The organism is Marinobacter sp. (genome assembly GCF_048266785.1).
Taxonomy (GTDB): Bacteria; Pseudomonadota; Gammaproteobacteria; order Pseudomonadales; family Oleiphilaceae; genus Marinobacter.
In genome coordinates, this window is sequence record NZ_JBLWYX010000002.1 from 121412 (window position 1) to 137736 (window position 16325).

Sequence of the window (16325 nt, forward strand, 5' to 3'; positions counted from 1 at the left end):
TTATAGCTTATCGTATCCGGAATGGCGATGCCGCCGGCCGCTCAGGGTTGCCACCAGATGACTCAAGGCGTGGAACAGCGCCATCAAGAGTGGAGCCAGCAGCCATAACAGCCAACTGCCGAGGTAAAGCGCAGGAATGAGCAGTAGCAACCAGCCCACAAACTGAACCGCGACCACGGGATAGCCGAGTACATCCGCCACACCTGCGAACAGGTCATTGATAATGCTGGGGTGGGCAATAACCAGGTAGCCGGCGCCGATAATGACGGGCCACTTGGCGTAACGGGCGCTGCTCAGCACCATTTTACCACTGCGTGTAACTCGGGCGGCCAGAGCGGCAGAGCGTGTGCCGCGGCTTGCATTCCTGGTGGTGACGGCAGCGACACGCCCCGCACGGAGTACTTTTACGGCACTGGCAAAAACCAGCATGTCCACCGATGCCCAGCCAATGTCGCCGGCGGTGATCTCATTTCCGGAACGGTAGTTTCTTTCCAGATCACGAATGCCGCTGGCAAAAAACTGATTCACACCTTCCAGCACCCGCTCGGTGCCGATCCACTGAATGGTGCCCTGGTTATCGACAATAAACTGACCCAGGAAGTCGTGGCCTTCGCTTTGAATGAAGTTGACGGCGTACCAGCCCCGCTCTTCCGGAGAAAGTTCGTCGCGCTCGTTTGATGGCTGGCTGTCAGGTTTCGATGAATCCGGAACGCCGGTAAAGTAACGTTTGGCGGCCTGATACTGCCGCGATGCTTTGTGCATCCATTCAATGGTACTGATGGGCTGGTTCACGAAATGCTGAATGGGCGGCAGAGCGGCCTCACCATAGCGACTCAATACATCCCGAAACTCAGGCTCTGCTGCGTAAAGTGGAAACAGATGTCTGGCCATGTCGGGGTAGCGTATGAACGCAGCCTGAGCTTTCAAAAGCAGGAGGGGATCATCCGACATATCCAGCAGTATTGCCTGAATTTCAACAGATTCGTGCTCAATGCCCGGGAAATCACCGAGCACGTCGCTGGCGTGAATGTTAATCAGTTTCTGCTCAATGGGAACGGGCTGGGCTATAGTGCTGAAAACAGCCGCCATAAGCAGAGCCATGGCACAAATCAGGAGTAGCTTTTTCAAATGATCTCCAGAGCATATCTATTATTCATACCCACCAGTCTAGCGCGAACTGAGTGAATTGGAGTTGTTCCGCTTCTGCGATGGGTATCGACATGCTGCCGTGCTGGCGCCAACTCCGGGTTTTGCATAAATGGCCAGAATGAAATCGTTTGTACTGCCGGTGCTTGCACTGGCGATATTGTCAATAAGCTTCTGGTACAGCAGTGGCTGGTTGCAGCTGTGCGCTGGCCTGGCTTTGTTTCTGTTCGGGATGCAATGTCTTGAAGAGGGGCTGAAGGAACTCGCGGGAAGCCGGCTGGAACAGCTGCTTGAGCGCAGCACGGCTACGCCTCTCAAAGGGCTGATGTTTGGTGTGGGTGGCACCACGATTCTGCAGTCAACCACTCTGATGTCCCTGTTAACCATCGCGTTCATCAGTACCGGGTTGATTCATCTGGCGGGCGGTATCTCGATTTTATTGGGCATTAATCTGGGCACCACCGGAGGCATCTGGCTACTGGCGGCAGCCGGCCAGGATCTCAGCCTTAGCCCCTTGGCGTTGCCGCTGCTGGTGTTCGGTGTGCTCGCCGGTTTCAGTTCCCCGAAAGGTAAGGCTTTTGGGCGCATAGTGCTGGGAATCGCCTTCATCTTTCTGGGTATTGATCAGATTAAAGGTGGTTTCACCGGGTTTGACAGCGTGATTGATCTTGCCGGGCCCGTGGATAGTACTTTCATGGTACAGCTCGGCTTTCTTGCTATTGGTCTGGTATTAACGGCGGTTTTGCAATCCAGTCACGCCACCCTGATGCTTGCCCTGGCTGCCTTGGCCGGGGGCCAGATAGAGCTTTGGCAGGGTATCGCCATCGCAATCGGCGCCAATATTGGCAGTAGCGTTACCACGGCCATAGTGGGCTGGTTGGGGGGCAACCGTAGCGGGCAGCGGTTGGCGCTGGTGCACGTGTTGTTCAATACCCTGGCCGGTGCGGTCACCTTCCTGCTGTTATCGCCGCTTGCATGGGTCGCCCAAACGTCGATGGTAGTGTTTGGAGCAGGAGCTAACACACCTTTGCAACTGGCCATGTTCCAGACACTGTTTAACGTGATTGGTGTGCTGTTGTTCTGGCCGTGGCAAAAACAGCTGGAACGTGGATTGTGCCGGGTGTTACCGGATCGCGCCGAGCCGGCGGTGTTGATTACGGACGCCGCTACCGGCCCACGCAATCTTGTGGAGCAACGGGAATTACCGGAGAGCCATGCGCGTTACCTGAACGATGCGGCACTGGCCTCGGTTGATACCGCTTCCCGGGCCGTTGTTCAGGAATTGCAGCACTTGGGCCGGTTGAGCCTTGAGGTAATTTGCCACGCGCTGTATCAGCCGGTTGAGCAACTGATCTCGCGGGAAGTGGATGAGGCGCGATTGAATGCCCGGCCGGATGACTCCGAAGGGCTGGATACCGAAGATCTGTATCGCCGCCATATCAAGGTGGTCTACTCCGACTTGCTGGGTTTTATGAGCCGCCTGGATCCTACTAAAGATGAAGGCCACCAGCAGTTCTGGATGACCTGCCAGATGGTGGCGCTGCAGCTGGTGGATGCGGTGAAAGACGCAAAATCCTTACAGAAAAACCTGGGGCGCTACCTCCGCGATGAGCGCTCGTTAGCCCATGAGCACTATATGGAGCTGCGCCGACATCTGCTGTGGGTGCTGAGGCAAGTGCGTGAAGTTGGCAGCCTGGAAGTGCCGGATGACGTATGGCGTAGCCGCCTGGACTGGGTTGATAGCGAAGTAGCAAGGTTTGATTCCGGCTTCCGGAACCGAATCTTCAGCGATGTGCGCAAAGGCCAGTTGAACAACCTGCAAGCCAGCTCGTTAATGCACGATCTCGGGTATTCAGTGCGCATAACACAAAGCTTCCGCAACGTGCTGCAGCTGGGGCTTGCGGATGGGGAAGAGCTGCTGCGCGAAGTACGCCGGTTGGGTAGTGACGATGATTTGCCGCTGATCCGGGTGTAGTGATTACAGGCATGCGTGGGTACAGTTATTGTGTGGCCAGCAAGCGAATCGCGATGGCTGCAGCAGATGTCCGGTTTTCGACGCCCAGTTTCCGGAATACCTGCTCCAGATGCTTGTTCACCGTGCGCGGGCTCATGCCCAGAATTTGCGCTATTTCCCGGTTGGTCTTGCCATTGGCTATCCACAACAGCACGTCGGACTCTCGCAGTGTCAGCTGGAACCGTTCTCTCAGAGCTGCGGTGGCGCTGGGTTGGTTCTGCGGTGTTTTCAGCCGAAGCAGGTACTCCTGACCATCCACCAATGCCAGGTATTCTACCGAGTGTTGGACGTCCAGAGCATGTATAGGCATCTGGTGCCCTGGCTCCAGGTTGTGGCTGAGCCATTCCGCGAGTTTGGTGCGGATCACCTGAAAGTCCGGGTGGCCAATGTCAGGCAGACACCGACACACCTGAGGCGTAGCCCAAAGCAAATTGCCCTCCCGATCCACTGCGAACAGGTTCTGGCCGGCCGTATCCAGAGCACTCCGGGCGCTTCGTGTCATCCGGGCGTTGGCCAGATGCACATCCATGCGTGCCAGCAGCTCAGTGGTGTTGATGGGCTTGGTAGCGTAGTCGACCCCGCCAGCTTTCAGACCCATCACCACATGTTCGGTATCACTCAGGCCTGTCATGAAAATGATGGGAATATCGGTGAAGGCCGGATTTTCCTTCAGTCGCCTGCAGGTTTCGAAGCCATCCATGTGCGGCATGAGTGCATCCATGAGCACGACATCCGGAGTGATGTTCTGGCTGATGGTCAGGGCCTGGTTGCCTTCCAGCGCCACCAGCACGGTCATACCTGCTCCCTCCAGCGCATCGCTGATCATTCGGATCGAGTCGATCGCGTCATCCACGACCATTACCACGGTTTTCCGGTCATCATGAGGCTTCATGTTCGGCTACCTTAAGGAGTTCAAGAATTTTCTCGAACTGGAAGTCATTGGTGAGCCCGGTCAGCTCAAGAGTAAAGCGCTCATCAGCCTCACCGCCGTGTTTCAGCCTGTGCAGGGATTCCAGAAGCCCCTTACGATGGCCTATTCGAGCCAGGCTCGCGAGTGTCAGTCGGTGCGCTATGTCTGGAAGCGGCAGAGCACCGGCCTCGGGCAGGGGAAGCGGGGCCAGCGGTTCGGCACTTTTTTCGAACCGCCATTCCAGCCCCAGCACGCGAGCAATGGTGTCCAGTAGCAGGTTAAGACGCACGGGTTTGATGATGTAGCCATCGTGCAGGGGGGTGGACTCCACCGAGTGATGACCCTCGTTGGCATCGGCGGACACCATTACCACTGGTATCGTATGTTTGTCTGCACGCAACTGCTCCAGAGCCTCCCAGCCGGTTTGACCAGGCATGGAGACGTCCAGAAGTACAAGATCCGGTCGTTCTGTTTCAACGGTAGTCAGAACCTTGAGGGCATTGCCGATGTCAATGATCTCGAAGCCAAGTGGCGATAACATGGCACGGATCACCTGACGGTGTGAGGGGTCATCGTCGACCAGCAGGACTTTGTGCGTGACTCCCTGATAGCCATAAATCCGACGGGCTGGAGCGGAGGTGGAGCGTGGGGTGGAACTGTGAACACTTGACAGCATAAGGCTGACTTTGAAGGTGCTGCCATGGCCGAGTTTGCTATCCACACTGATATCGCCTCCCATGATGTCTGTTAGCAGGCGAGTAATAGTGAGTCCCAGGCCGGTGCCAACGCGACTCTCCCCGGGGAGACGGATGCGCTCGAAGGGGCGGAAAATACGCTCAATGTTGTCCTCGGCGATTCCCTCACCCGAATCCTGAACCGTAAATTCCGCTACCTGACTGCGATAGCGTAGCGTCAGAGAAACGCTTCCGCGATCCGTATACTTGATGGCGTTGGACAGCAGGTTAATCAGGATCTGACGCAGACGCTTCTCATCCGTGGTCACCAACTCTGGCAATGGGTTCGGGCAATGGTAGTCAAAGGCCAGCCCTTTCTCTTCAGCCTGCAACCGGAACATGGTTACCAGTTGTTCCATCAGTAACCCGATGCGCACCTGATCCCGATGAAGATCGAGCCGCCCGGCTTCGATCTTGGAAATGTCCAGCAGCCCCTCAATCAGGTCGGCCAGATATTCGCCGCTATGGCGGATCACTCCAACGGCTTCTTTGCGGTGAGCGGGTATTGCCTCATCGTTTTCCATTAGCTGGGCATAGCCCAGAATCGAATTGAGCGGTGACCGGAGTTCGTGGCTGATTCCGGTCAGGTAGCGACTTTTCGCCCCATTAGCTGCTTCAGCGTGCTCTTTGGCCTGTTGCAAAGCCTGGTCCGTCCGTTTATGCGCAACGATTTCTTCCATCAACAGGCGGGTTTGCCGCGTGGATTCTTCCTCCGCCACTACTCGGCTTTCATGGGCCAGTACAAACAGCCAGCAGATCACCCCGGTGACAATCAGAAGAATAAAAAAGACCTTCCACAAGGTGGCTGCCAACAGCAGGGCTTCGGGTGTCGAGGCGACGGGTGTCTTGAAGTAGATCAGCGACAGCAACAGGCCGGATAAACCATTGATCAGGAACAGGAGCGTCAGAAAGTGGCCAAGCCGCGAGTGCAGGTGGCTCAATACGGATTGGGGGATCAACTTGCCCAGAAACTGCTGGAGCTGCTCCTGATAACCGGCCCCGGGCTTGCAGGCGTCACCGCAGCGGGCATCCAGCGAGCAACACAATGAGCAGATGATGCCATCATAAGCTGGGCAACTGGTAAGGTCCTCTGGTTCGAACTTGTGCTCACAAATGGTGCACTGCACCAATTGGTGATCTGTAGCGAGGGGCACGAAGGGTCGGGCAGTATAAAATCGGCCCTCTGTCTTCCAGGCGATTAGCGGCGCGGTTATAAGGGCTACGCCCAGAGCAATGAAGTGAGACAGGGCCTGGCCGTAGTCACCAAGAACGCCGTTATGGAAGGTGATACCAACCACGGAGGCGGTGAACATAGCCCCAACACCGACAGGGTTGATGTCGTAAAGGTGAGCTCGCTTGAATTCAATATGTCTGGGGCTGAGGCCGAGCGGCTTGTTGATGACAAGGTCGGCCACTAATGCGCCGACCCAGGCGATGGCAATAATGCCGTAGAACCCCAACGTTTCCTCGAGTGCCCGGTATACGCCCAGTTCCATAACCAGCAACGCAATTGCCACGTTGAAAAATAACCAAACCACACGTCCGGGGTGGCTGTGGGTCAGGCGGGAGAAGAAGTTTGACCAAGCAATGGACCCGGCATATGCGTTCGTTACGTTGATTTTTATTTGGCATAAAATTACGAAAATGCCCGCCATGGCCAGGGCAACTTCCGGGGAATGCGTGACGTAGTTGAACGCCACCAGGTACATCTGGGTCGGGTCGGCCGCCTCTGTTGCGGAAACGCCCTGATTTAGTGCCAATACAGCCAAAAATGAACCGGCCAGAATCTTGATCATCCCGATTACAATCCAGCCTGGCCCACCGGCCATGACGGCCAACCACCAGAGCCGCTTCTCCTTGTGGTTCTGTGGTTCCGGAATGAAGCGGAGAAAGTCCACTTGTTCACCAATCTGGGCGATCAGCGAAAAGACAACCGCAGCGGCGGCACCGAACGCCATAACATTGAACCCTTGTCCGGCGACCGTGCTCAGCCCCTCAAACCGGGTCCAGTCGCCGACGGAGGAGGCGTCTGCATAGATGATGAATACGAACGGAGCCAGTTGTAACAGGATCCATATGGGCTGGGTCCAGACCTGAAACCGGCTGATCGCGGTAATACCGTGTATCACCAGGGGAATGATGGCCACCGCGCTGACCAGATAGCCGATCACCACGGGAATATCGAACAGCATTTCCAGAGCCATGGCCATGATGGCGGCCTCTATGGCGAAGAAGATGAACGTGAAGCTGGCGTAAATGAGTGATGTGATGGTTGAGCCGATATAACCAAAGCCGGCACCCCGAGTGAGCAGGTCTATATCCACCCCGTAGCGGGCAGCGTAGTAGCTGATGGGGATGGCAGTCAGAAAGATCACCAGACTGACCGCAAGAATGGCAGCCATCGCATTATCAAAGCCGTAGTACAAGGTGATGGAGCCGCCAATGGCTTCCATGGCCAGGAATGAAATTGCGCCCAGAGCGGTATTGGAGACCCGTGCTGCAGACCAGCGCCGGGCACTCTTGGCGGTAAAGCGCAGAGCGTAGTCCTCGAGCGTCTGGTTGGCGACCCATTGGTTGTATTGGCGCCTAACCCGGAAAATATTCTGTCGTGCCGCCATTGTTGCCTTGTCTCTGAAATCTGGGAAATGCCTGATTTTGGTGCGGTTTGCGGCTTCTATGTGCTGGACAAATAAGTCTTTACAACTTTTGTGCCAAAGTCTGCCTGGCCGGAATAAACGGGCGCGATTATTTTGTGCGGCTGAGGCATTAGCCTGCGGAGGAGGAGCGCAGGAATGCGTCAAATGACGTAGTCCGCTGGGGCGATTACCGAATGGGCACCTATGAAGGGGCCGAGCAGAATGTTTGGGGTGGGCGCTGTGCATTCGTAAGGATGCGCAGCACCGGCTTTCCAAACACTGTGAGGATTCACCATGGGTACGACAGATACAACCGCCACCGGGCGGTCAGATGGCAAGGGGTCAGGGTTTCGGAAGAGCCTGATGACACTGGCGGCGTCCGTCATGCTGGCTACATCTGTGCAAGCGGCGACGCCGAGCACAGCCGAGGTCAACACCACAGGGCTGGCGGTTACCGATGACACCGTCACGGTCGGCATTCTGCACTCGATCACCGGCACAATGGCGATTAGTGAAATCGGTTCGGTGCAGGCGGAAAAGCTCGCCATTGATCAGATTAACGCCTCCGGCGGAATACTCGGCCGCCAGATTGAATTTGTTCAGGAAGACGGGGCCAGTGACTGGCCTACTTTCGCGGAAAAAACCCGTAAGTTGCTGCGTCAGGACAATGTTGCGGCTATTTTCGGTGCCTGGACCTCGGCATCCCGTAAAGCCATCCTGCCGGTGATCCAGCAGTTCAATGGCATGCTGTATTACCCGACCTTCTATGAGGGACTGGAACAGTCCCCCAACGTTGTCTACACCGGACAGGAAGCTACTCAGCAGATTCTTGCAAGCATCGACTGGGCGGTTGAAACCAAAGGGGCCAAGACATTCTACCTGCTGGGTTCGGATTATATCTGGCCACGTACCTCTAACAAGATTGCCCGCAAGCACATCGACAAGCTGGGCCTGAAAGTGGTGGGCGAAGAGTACTACCCGCTGGGCCACACCCAGTTCAACTCAGTCATCAACAAGATCAAGCTCAAGAAGCCGGATGTGATCTTTGCGTCGGTCGTGGGCGGTTCCAACGTTGCCTTCTACAAGCAAATGAAAGCTGCTGGTGTTGATTTCACCGACGAGAAGCCTCTGCTGCTGACCATCTCTGTGACCGAGGACGAAATCCGCGGCATCGGTGGTGAAAACGTGGAAGGCATCTACGCCTCCATGAAGTACTTCCAGAGCCTGGACAACGCCAACAACAAGGAGTTCGTTGCGGCCTTCAAAGAAGCCTACGGCGATGACATGGTTATCGGCGACGTTACCCAGGCAGCCTACCTCGGCCCCTGGTTGTGGAAAGCAGCGGTTGAGAAGGCAGGTTCCTTCGATATCGACAAGATCCGCGAAGAGTTCGCTGGCATCGAGTTCGACAAGGCGCCTGAGGGCTATGTCCGCATCCACGAGAACCATCACCTTTGGTCCAAAACCCGTATCGGTCAGGCTCAGCTTGATGGCCAGTACAAAGTGGTTTACGAGACGGAAGAACTGATGGAACCAGACCCGTTCCCTGAAGGTTACCAGTAAGTCTGGATAGCCGGCGCCCCAGGCGCCGGCACCTATTGCCTCCAAAACGCTGAGCATATTGGTTTGATCGGGGAGTAAGAGTCATGTTCGATGGCTACACCAGCACTGAATTGATGTCGATATTTGCCATGCAGGGGTTTGCCGGGCTCTCCCTGTTTTCAGTCTTCGTGCTGATGGCTTTGGGCCTTGCGATCATCTTTGGTCAGATGGGTGTGATCAACATGGCCCACGGGGAGTTCATGATCCTCGGTGCCTACACAACCTATCTGACATCCGGATTTTTCCAATCCTATCTGCCAGGGCTTTTTGGCGGGTACTTCTTTATTGCCATGGTTCTGGCCTTCCTGATTTGTGCCGCATTGGGAGCACTCGTTGAGTGGCTCATGATACGGCATCTCTATCACCGACCACTCGACACCCTTTTGGCCACATGGGGCCTGAGCCTGATTATGCAGCAGGCGTATCGTTCCATCTTTGGTGCCCGGGAAGTGGGCGTTGATCTGCCTGAGTGGATGATGGGTGCTATTCAGGTGACCGACATGGTCGACCTGCCAATTAACGGACTGTTCGTCATGATCATTGCACTTTCGGTCGCTGTGGGTGTGTACCTGCTTATGTATCGCTCCGGCTACGGCAAGAAGGTTCGTGCTGTGGTTCAGAATCGCCCGATGGCAGAAGGCGTGGGCATCAACAGTGCTGGCATAGACCGGGCTACCTTCGCCCTTGGCTGCGGCATTGCCGGTATTGCCGGTGCTGCATTCACCATGATCGGGTCAACAGGCCCTTCATCAGGCCAGGCTTACATCGTTGATACCTTCCTCGTGGTGGTGTTTGGCGGAGCCCAAAGCCTGATCGGCACGATTGTATCTGCCTTCGGTATCTCTCAGGCCCAGTCCACCATGGAATTCTTCCTCAGTGGTTCCATGGCCAAGGTACTGACCCTGCTGGTTGTGATCGGAATTCTGATGATACGTCCGGAAGGACTCATGGCCCTCAAGGTCCGTCGCTAGGAGATTGTCATGAAGCATTCATCCCTTATGAAGTGGTTTGTCTCCCGAGAAGGGCTGTATTACCTCGCACTGGCCTTCCTGCTGGTGGTTCTTTTGCCGCTTGCCCTGGATCCGTTCCGCCTGAACATGGTGGGCAAGTATCTGACATACGCATTCGTTGCGATTGGCCTGGTCATGTGCTGGGGCAAGGCCGGTATTCTCAGTCTGGGCCAGGGTGTGTTCTTTGGCCTGGGCGGATACAGCATGGCCATGTTCCTGAAGTTGGAGGCCTCCACGCCGGAGGCCACGGCTATTCAGTCCACGCCCGGCATTCCGGACTTCATGGACTGGAACCAGCTCACCGAGCTGCCCTGGTTCTGGGAGCCGTTCCACAGCTTCTCGTTCACCTTGTTGGCGGTTATTGGTGTGCCGGTTCTGCTGGCGTTCGTTATCGGCATTGCCATGTTCACCCGACGGGTCGGCGGCGTGTATTTCGCAATCATCACCCAGGCCATTGCTGCGGTCCTGACCATCCTGATTATCGGGCAACAGGGTTATACCGGTGGCGTGAACGGCATTACCGACCTGCAGACTCTGATGGGCTGGGACATCCGCACCGATGAGGCCAGGAATATCCTGTATTTCATCTGCGTCGGCATGCTCTTCCTTTGCCTGTTCGTAGCGCGCCTTGTTCAGAACCGGAAACTGGGCCGTATCCTCGTGGCCATGAATGCTCAGGAAATGCGGGTGCGCTTCTCCGGCTATGACGTGGCAGCTTTCAAGATCTTCGTATTCTGCCTGGCAGCAGCTTTCGCCGGCATCGGCGGCGCTCTGTTCACCCTTCTGGTGGGCTTCATGTCACCGTCGTTCATCGGCATCGTTGCCTCCATCGAAATGGTCATCTTCTGTGCCTTGGGTGGCCGGTTGTCCATCCTCGGTGCGGTCTATGGCGCGCTGCTGGTGAATGCCGCCAAGAGTGGTTTCTCCGAGTCCTTCCCTGAGCTTTGGCCTTTTGCCATGGGTGCCCTGTTCATCGGTGTGGTGTTGGCTTTCCCGGATGGCCTTGCGGGGCTCTACAAGAGCTACGTTATGCCCCTGGAAAATAAGGTCTTCAAGCGCAACAAGAGGAAAACCGTACCTGTGGTGACCAGGCAGGCCGCTGAAAAGGCCGATGACTATAGTCCGATGATAGACACCTACAGCCCGGAGAAATCGTGATGAGCACAGCCAAGAACAACAGAGGGGATTTTCTGCTGGCAGTTGAGGGCCTGACCGTCTCCTTCGATGGTTTCAAGGCAGTGGACGACTTGTCCTTCTATCTCGACCCCAAGGAAATCCGGGTCATCATCGGCCCCAACGGCGCGGGTAAGACGACGGTGCTGGATCTGATCTGTGGCAAGACCAAGGCCACGTCCGGCTCCATCAAATTTGCGGGCAAGGAGCTGACCAAACTCAAAGAGCACCAGATTGTCCATTCGGGCGTGGGCCGGAAATTCCAGACCCCGTCTGTGTTTGAGGACCTGACTGTATTTGAGAACCTCGAGGTTTCCTATCCACAAGGCCACAGCGTGATAGGCGCACTGGCTTTCAAGCGGGATGCGGCGGTTATTGAGGCGGTGGAAGACGTGGCGAAAACCATCTTCCTCACGGAGGCCCTGAACGAACCTGCCGCTCTGCTCAGCCACGGCCAGAAACAGTGGTTGGAGATTGGCATGTTGCTGATTCAGAAACCGGATTTGCTGATGCTGGATGAGCCGGTGGCGGGCATGTCTGTGGCAGAACGGAAGAAAACGGCGGAACTGCTCCGGGTGATCACCAAGGACCACACGGTTCTGGTGATTGAGCATGACATGCAGTTTGTCGGCGACATCGCCGATCGGGTCACGGTCATGCACCAGGGCAAGGTTCTCTCGGAAGGATCCATTGAGCACGTCAAGTCGGATCCAAAAGTTATCGAAGTCTACCTGGGGCACTGATCATGCTAAGCATCAAACATCATTTGGTGGCCTATGGCCAAAGCACCATCATCCAGGACCTGAACCTGGATGTGAAAAAGAACGAAATTGTGGCTGTGGTTGGCCGCAATGGCATGGGCAAGACCACGCTGATGAAATCCCTTGTTGGTATGACCCCAACCAAAGGTGGCGAAGTCAGCCTGGACGGTACTGATTTGACTCGCCTCAAGAGCTTTCAGCGTGTGCGCGCCGGTCTCGGCTTTGTACCTCAGGGGCGGATGATCTTCCCGACCCTCACGGTGAGGGAAAACATTGAAACCGGGCTCGCCGCGGTGGGTGAGAAGAAGGTGCCCGAGGATCTGTATGAGATGTTTCCGGTACTGAAGGAAATGCAGAACCGGCGCGGAGGTAACCTTTCCGGTGGCCAGCAGCAACAATTGGCCATTGCCCGGGCCTTGGCCACTCGGCCCAAGGTGCTGCTGCTCGATGAGCCTACTGAAGGCATTCAGCCCAACATCATCAAGGAAATCGCGCAGACTCTGCGGCGCATCCGCGATGAGCGAGGGCTGTCGATTTTGGTGTCAGAGCAGGTATTGAGTTTTGTGATGGATGCTGCGGACCGGATTCTGGTGATCGAGAAGGGCGCCATCGTCCACGAAGAGAACCGGGCCGAGGCGGATCAGGAGAAGATTGCCAGTTATCTGGCCGTTTAGTTTGGTGCAAGCCGCTGCGGCGGGGCACTTCTTCCGAAACACGCCGTGAATACATCCATGTAGTCTCGGATGCGGCATCCCTGCCGCATACGGTTTCGGAAGAGGTGCCCCGCCCCATCGGCCCAAAATTCTGAGTAAGATTTTCGGGAGAGTAATCTATGAGACACGGTGATATTTCCAGCAGTAACGATACCGTCGGCGTGGCGGTAGTGAACTACAAGATGCCCCGGTTGCACACCAAAGCCGAGGTATTGGACAACGCCCGCAAGATTGCGGACATGATCAAGGGTATGAAAGTCGGCCTGCCGGGTATGGATCTGGTGGTGTTTCCGGAATACAGCACCATGGGCATTATGTACGACAACGACGAGATGATGGAAACCGCCGCCACCATTCCCGGTGACGAAACGGCCATTTTCTCCGCCGCCTGCCGTGAGGCCAATACCTGGGGCATTTTCTCACTGACCGGCGAGCGTCACGAGGATCACCCGAACAAGGCGCCCTACAACACACTGATTCTCATCAATGATCAAGGCGAGATCGTTCAGAAGTACCGCAAGTGCATTCCCTGGTGTCCGATCGAAGGCTGGTATCCGGGTGATACCACCTACGTCAGCGAAGGCCCGAAGGGCATGAAAATCAGCCTGATCATCTGCGATGACGGCAACTACCCGGAGATCTGGCGGGATTGTGCCATGAAGGGTGCCGAGCTGATCGTTCGCTGTCAGGGCTATATGTACCCGGCCAAGGAGCAGCAGGTGATGATGTCCAAGAGCATGGCCTGGGCGAACAACTGCTACGTGGCTGTGGCTAATGCATCCGGCTTTGACGGGGTGTACTCCTACTTCGGCCACTCCGCCATCATTGGCTTTGATGGCCGCACGCTGGGTGAGTGTGGTGAGGAAGACATGGGTATCCAGTATGCCCAGCTTTCTATCAGCCAGATTCGCGATGCCCGGGAAAATGACCAGTCCCAGAACCACCTGTTCAAACTATTGCACCGGGGCTATACCGGTGTTCACAACTCTGGCGACGGTGACAAGGGTGTGGCCGACTGCCCGTTCGAGTTCTACCGCACCTGGGTGATGGACGCCCAGAAGGCCCAGGAGAACGTAGAGGCGATGACACGTAAGACCATCGGCACCGCCGAATGCCCGGTGGGAACCTTGCCGTTCGATGGCAAGGAAAAATCTGCAGGAGCTTAAAGCCGGGAGGCGCTGATTCAACTGCATTGACTAGATTCTTACTTTCAACAGTCTTACTGATAACTGGCTTGAAGCTCTGCTGGATATCGAGCTGGCGGGTCTTAATCGCCGGTTGGGTAAAAAACACGCAGAGCTGTCCCTGTCGACTAAGCTTAGGGGCGAACTGTGCCGTGGCTACGATGCCCGTTATGGTGCCCGGGAGATGTTGCGTGCCTTCCGCCAGCGTTTGGAACCGGCGGTGGCCAGAGCACTGCTGCAGTATCCCGGCTGTAACCGGTTTGAAGCCGATGTGCAGGGAAGGGTGGTCACCGTGCACCAATACGTCGAATGACGTAGGCACCGGGGGTATTTCGCGAATACCTCGCCGGGGCCAGATTTCGGATAGTGAAGCTGTTACCTGAACGTGTAAGCCAATCACTCCAAGGAGCCTCCGCTATGGCTGAAACCATTATCAAGATCGATCTGAACAAGTCGGCCTATGAGAACGACAAAATCCACAACCGCTGGCACCCGGACATTCCGCTGGTGGCAACTGTTAAACCCGGTGATGACTTCATCGTCGAGTGCTATGACTGGACCGGCGGCCAGATCAAGAATGACGACAACGCCGACGACGTGCGCGACGTGGATCTCAGCCAGGTGCACTTCCTGTCTGGCCCTATTGGAGTGGAAGGTGCGGAGCCTGGCGACCTGCTGGAAGTGGACATCCTCGATATCGGCACTTTCAAAGAGAGCCAATGGGGCTTTAACGGCTTCTTTTCCAAGCAGAACGGCGGTGGCTTCCTGACCGAACATTTTCCGGACGCACAGAAAAGCATCTGGGACTTCAACGGCATGTTCACCAAATCCCGCCACATTCCAAACGTGGAATTTGCCGGCTTGATTCACCCGGGCCTGATCGGCTGCCTGCCGTCCAGAGAGCTGCTGGACACCTGGAACAAGCGCGAGGCCGGGCTGGTAGCCACCGACCCGGAGCGCGTGCCGGAACTGGCGGCCCTGCCGAATGGCGATACCGCCCATATGGGCCAGCTGAAAGGCGATGCCGCCAAAGCCGCAGGTGCTGAAGGCGCCCGCACTGTACCGCCCCGTGAACATGGTGGTAATTGTGACATCAAAGACCTTTCCCGTGGCTCCAAGATCTATTTCCCGGTGTACGTAGACGGTGCCGGCCTGTCGGTAGGCGACCTTCACTTCAGCCAGGGTGACGGTGAGATCACGTTCTGTGGGGCCATCGAAATGGCCGGCTGGATTCACTTGCGGGTCAACCTGATCAAGGATGGCATCAAGAAGTACGGCATCAAGAACCCGGTGTTCAAGCCCAGCCCGATCAAGCCCCGTTATGACGATTACGTGATCTTTGAAGGCATCTCCGTAGACGAAGACGGCGGGCAGCATTACCTGGATGTGCACGTGGCTTACCGCCAGGCCTGTCTGAACGCCATCGAATACATGACCAAGTTCGGTTACACCAAGGCCCAAGCCTACGCGATTCTCGGCTGTGCGCCGGTGGAAGGCCACATAAGCGGCGTGGTGGATATCCCGAACGCCTGTGCCACGCTCTGGTTGCCAACGGGTATCTTCGATTTCGACATCAATCCGTGCGCTGACGGCCCGAAGAAGATGGTCACTGGAGGAATGGATGTACCGCTGTCGAAAGATAAGGAGTAACAGCCATGCCTGTGTATGACTACAAGTGTCGCGAGCATGGTCTGTTCAACACATTGGCGACCATGGCCGACAGCGCCAAACCGGCGGAATGTCCCACCTGCAAGGCGCTGTCAGCCAGAGTGATTGTGCTACCACCGGAGATTGCAGCCATGGACCCGGCAACACGTAAGGCCCGGGACAGGAATGAACGTTCCCGCCATGAGCCTGTGTTTTCAACCGCCGACCGCCGGGCGAACGACAAAGAGCACAGCCGCAGTTGTGGCTGTGGCTCGCCCAAACCTGGCAAGTCAATGTTGTTCTACACCGCCGACGGGAAGAAAATGTTCCCCTCCATGCGGCCCTGGATGATCAGCCACTGATTGACCGGCGCTTAATCTGTAACCTGTTTGGCCCCTTCGGGGGCTTTTTTGTTTTCCCGCCTTGCTTAAACCCCCAGCGCAATGGAGAAGAACATCTTCGAGACGCAGTTGATTGAGTACCAGACCGGAGCACAGTTGGAGAGGTGAAGATTTGCACCGGAGTTCAGCGACAAATGACGCAAAACTCCGAAGAAGAACTGCAACCAATTGATTTGTAGAAATAAATTAGTGAGATTTGCGTAATTAGAAGACACAGAAGCCTCGCGAATAAAAGACAAATGACGCCTATTTCCACGGGGCGCTCCTTTGGTCTATCCTTTAGTACACTGATTTATAAAACTTAAAGCGAAAGGATGACGAAAACTGGTACGGAATTAGGCGCCGGCGGGATAGATGTCATTTGTCGCTGAATTAGCTTTACATCATGGCAGCG

At 56.0% G+C, this 16325-nt stretch carries 13 protein-coding genes; 10 read left to right on the plus strand and 3 right to left on the minus strand.

Annotated elements, in window-relative coordinates; genetic code table 11:
• The gene (locus ACN0V1_RS04065; RefSeq protein ID WP_417543772.1) at window positions 1–1128 is read right to left on the minus strand and encodes a hypothetical protein; all 1128 of its coding nucleotides are present in this window, start codon (window positions 1126–1128) and stop codon (window positions 1–3) included.
• Between the two features lie 130 nt (window positions 1129–1258).
• Between ACN0V1_RS04065 and ACN0V1_RS04070 the strand changes: the two genes are divergently transcribed.
• Complete coding sequence (locus ACN0V1_RS04070; RefSeq protein WP_417543773.1) at window positions 1259–3121, plus strand: Na/Pi cotransporter family protein; 1863 nt, start codon at window positions 1259–1261, stop codon at window positions 3119–3121.
• A gap of 25 nt (window positions 3122–3146) precedes the next feature.
• On the opposite strand, the gene ACN0V1_RS04075 is transcribed toward ACN0V1_RS04070, so the two are convergent.
• Entirely contained in the window at window positions 3147–4052 is a 906-nt protein-coding gene (locus ACN0V1_RS04075) for a response regulator (RefSeq protein ID WP_417543774.1), read from the minus strand.
• On the minus strand, window positions 4039–7422 hold the full coding sequence (locus tag ACN0V1_RS04080) for an ATP-binding protein (protein ID WP_417543775.1): 3384 nt from the start codon (window positions 7420–7422) through the stop codon (window positions 4039–4041). The genes ACN0V1_RS04075 and ACN0V1_RS04080 overlap by 14 nt, the downstream gene beginning before the upstream one ends.
• Window positions 7423–7824: 402 nt before the next feature.
• On the opposite strand from ACN0V1_RS04080, the gene urtA reads away from it, so the two are divergent.
• The 9 genes from urtA (at window position 7825) to ACN0V1_RS04125 (ending at window position 15892) form a co-directional block, all read left to right on the plus strand.
• Window positions 7825–9003: an urea ABC transporter substrate-binding protein gene (urtA, locus tag ACN0V1_RS04085; protein ID WP_339783128.1), complete on the plus strand. Its 1179-nt coding sequence runs from the start codon at window positions 7825–7827 to the stop codon at window positions 9001–9003.
• 83 nt (window positions 9004–9086) lie between these two features.
• A complete protein-coding gene (urtB, locus tag ACN0V1_RS04090; protein WP_291944228.1) occupies window positions 9087–10013 on the plus strand; it encodes an urea ABC transporter permease subunit UrtB in 927 nt (308 codons plus the stop codon).
• Window positions 10014–10022: 9 nt separating this feature from the next.
• Window positions 10023–11210 (plus strand): urea ABC transporter permease subunit UrtC, encoded by a 1188-nt coding sequence (urtC, locus tag ACN0V1_RS04095; protein WP_417543776.1) that lies wholly within the window; start codon window positions 10023–10025, stop codon window positions 11208–11210.
• Window positions 11210–11968: an urea ABC transporter ATP-binding protein UrtD gene (gene urtD, locus ACN0V1_RS04100; protein WP_417543777.1), complete on the plus strand. Its 759-nt coding sequence runs from the start codon at window positions 11210–11212 to the stop codon at window positions 11966–11968. The genes urtC and urtD overlap by 1 nt, the downstream gene beginning before the upstream one ends.
• A gap of 2 nt (window positions 11969–11970) precedes the next feature.
• On the plus strand, window positions 11971–12660 hold the full coding sequence (gene urtE, locus ACN0V1_RS04105) for an urea ABC transporter ATP-binding subunit UrtE (RefSeq protein ID WP_291944222.1): 690 nt from the start codon (window positions 11971–11973) through the stop codon (window positions 12658–12660).
• A gap of 158 nt (window positions 12661–12818) precedes the next feature.
• Window positions 12819–13865 (plus strand): aliphatic amidase, encoded by a 1047-nt coding sequence (locus ACN0V1_RS04110; RefSeq protein ID WP_417543778.1) that lies wholly within the window; start codon window positions 12819–12821, stop codon window positions 13863–13865.
• Window positions 13866–13899: 34 nt separating this feature from the next.
• Window positions 13900–14196: a hypothetical protein gene (locus tag ACN0V1_RS04115; protein ID WP_417544042.1), complete on the plus strand. Its 297-nt coding sequence runs from the start codon at window positions 13900–13902 to the stop codon at window positions 14194–14196.
• Between the two features lie 104 nt (window positions 14197–14300).
• Window positions 14301–15533, plus strand: a complete 1233-nt coding sequence (fmdA, locus tag ACN0V1_RS04120; RefSeq protein ID WP_417543779.1) for a formamidase — start codon at window positions 14301–14303, stop codon at window positions 15531–15533.
• A 5-nt stretch (window positions 15534–15538) separates the two neighbouring features.
• Window positions 15539–15892, plus strand: a complete 354-nt coding sequence (locus ACN0V1_RS04125; RefSeq protein WP_417543780.1) for an FmdB family zinc ribbon protein — start codon at window positions 15539–15541, stop codon at window positions 15890–15892.
• Window positions 15893–16325 lie beyond the last annotated feature (433 nt).

Excerpts from the sequence above, each read along its gene's own strand:
- urtB (WP_291944228.1), top strand. The coding sequence starts at position 9,087 with ATGTTCGATGGCTACACCAGCACTGAATTGATGTCGATATTTGCCATG.
- ACN0V1_RS04110 (WP_417543778.1), top strand. The coding sequence starts at position 12,819 with ATGAGACACGGTGATATTTCCAGCAGTAACGATACCGTCGGCGTGGCG.
- ACN0V1_RS04070 (WP_417543773.1), top strand. The coding sequence starts at position 1,259 with ATGGCCAGAATGAAATCGTTTGTACTGCCGGTGCTTGCACTGGCGATA.
- ACN0V1_RS04075 (WP_417543774.1), bottom strand. The coding sequence starts at position 4,052 with ATGAAGCCTCATGATGACCGGAAAACCGTGGTAATGGTCGTGGATGAC.
- urtE (WP_291944222.1), top strand. The coding sequence starts at position 11,971 with ATGCTAAGCATCAAACATCATTTGGTGGCCTATGGCCAAAGCACCATC.
- ACN0V1_RS04125 (WP_417543780.1), top strand. The coding sequence starts at position 15,539 with ATGCCTGTGTATGACTACAAGTGTCGCGAGCATGGTCTGTTCAACACA.
- urtC (WP_417543776.1), top strand. The coding sequence starts at position 10,023 with ATGAAGCATTCATCCCTTATGAAGTGGTTTGTCTCCCGAGAAGGGCTG.
- ACN0V1_RS04080 (WP_417543775.1), bottom strand. The coding sequence starts at position 7,422 with ATGGCGGCACGACAGAATATTTTCCGGGTTAGGCGCCAATACAACCAA.
- urtA (WP_339783128.1), top strand. The coding sequence starts at position 7,825 with ATGCTGGCTACATCTGTGCAAGCGGCGACGCCGAGCACAGCCGAGGTC.
- urtD (WP_417543777.1), top strand. The coding sequence starts at position 11,210 with ATGAGCACAGCCAAGAACAACAGAGGGGATTTTCTGCTGGCAGTTGAG.
- fmdA (WP_417543779.1), top strand. The coding sequence starts at position 14,301 with ATGGCTGAAACCATTATCAAGATCGATCTGAACAAGTCGGCCTATGAG.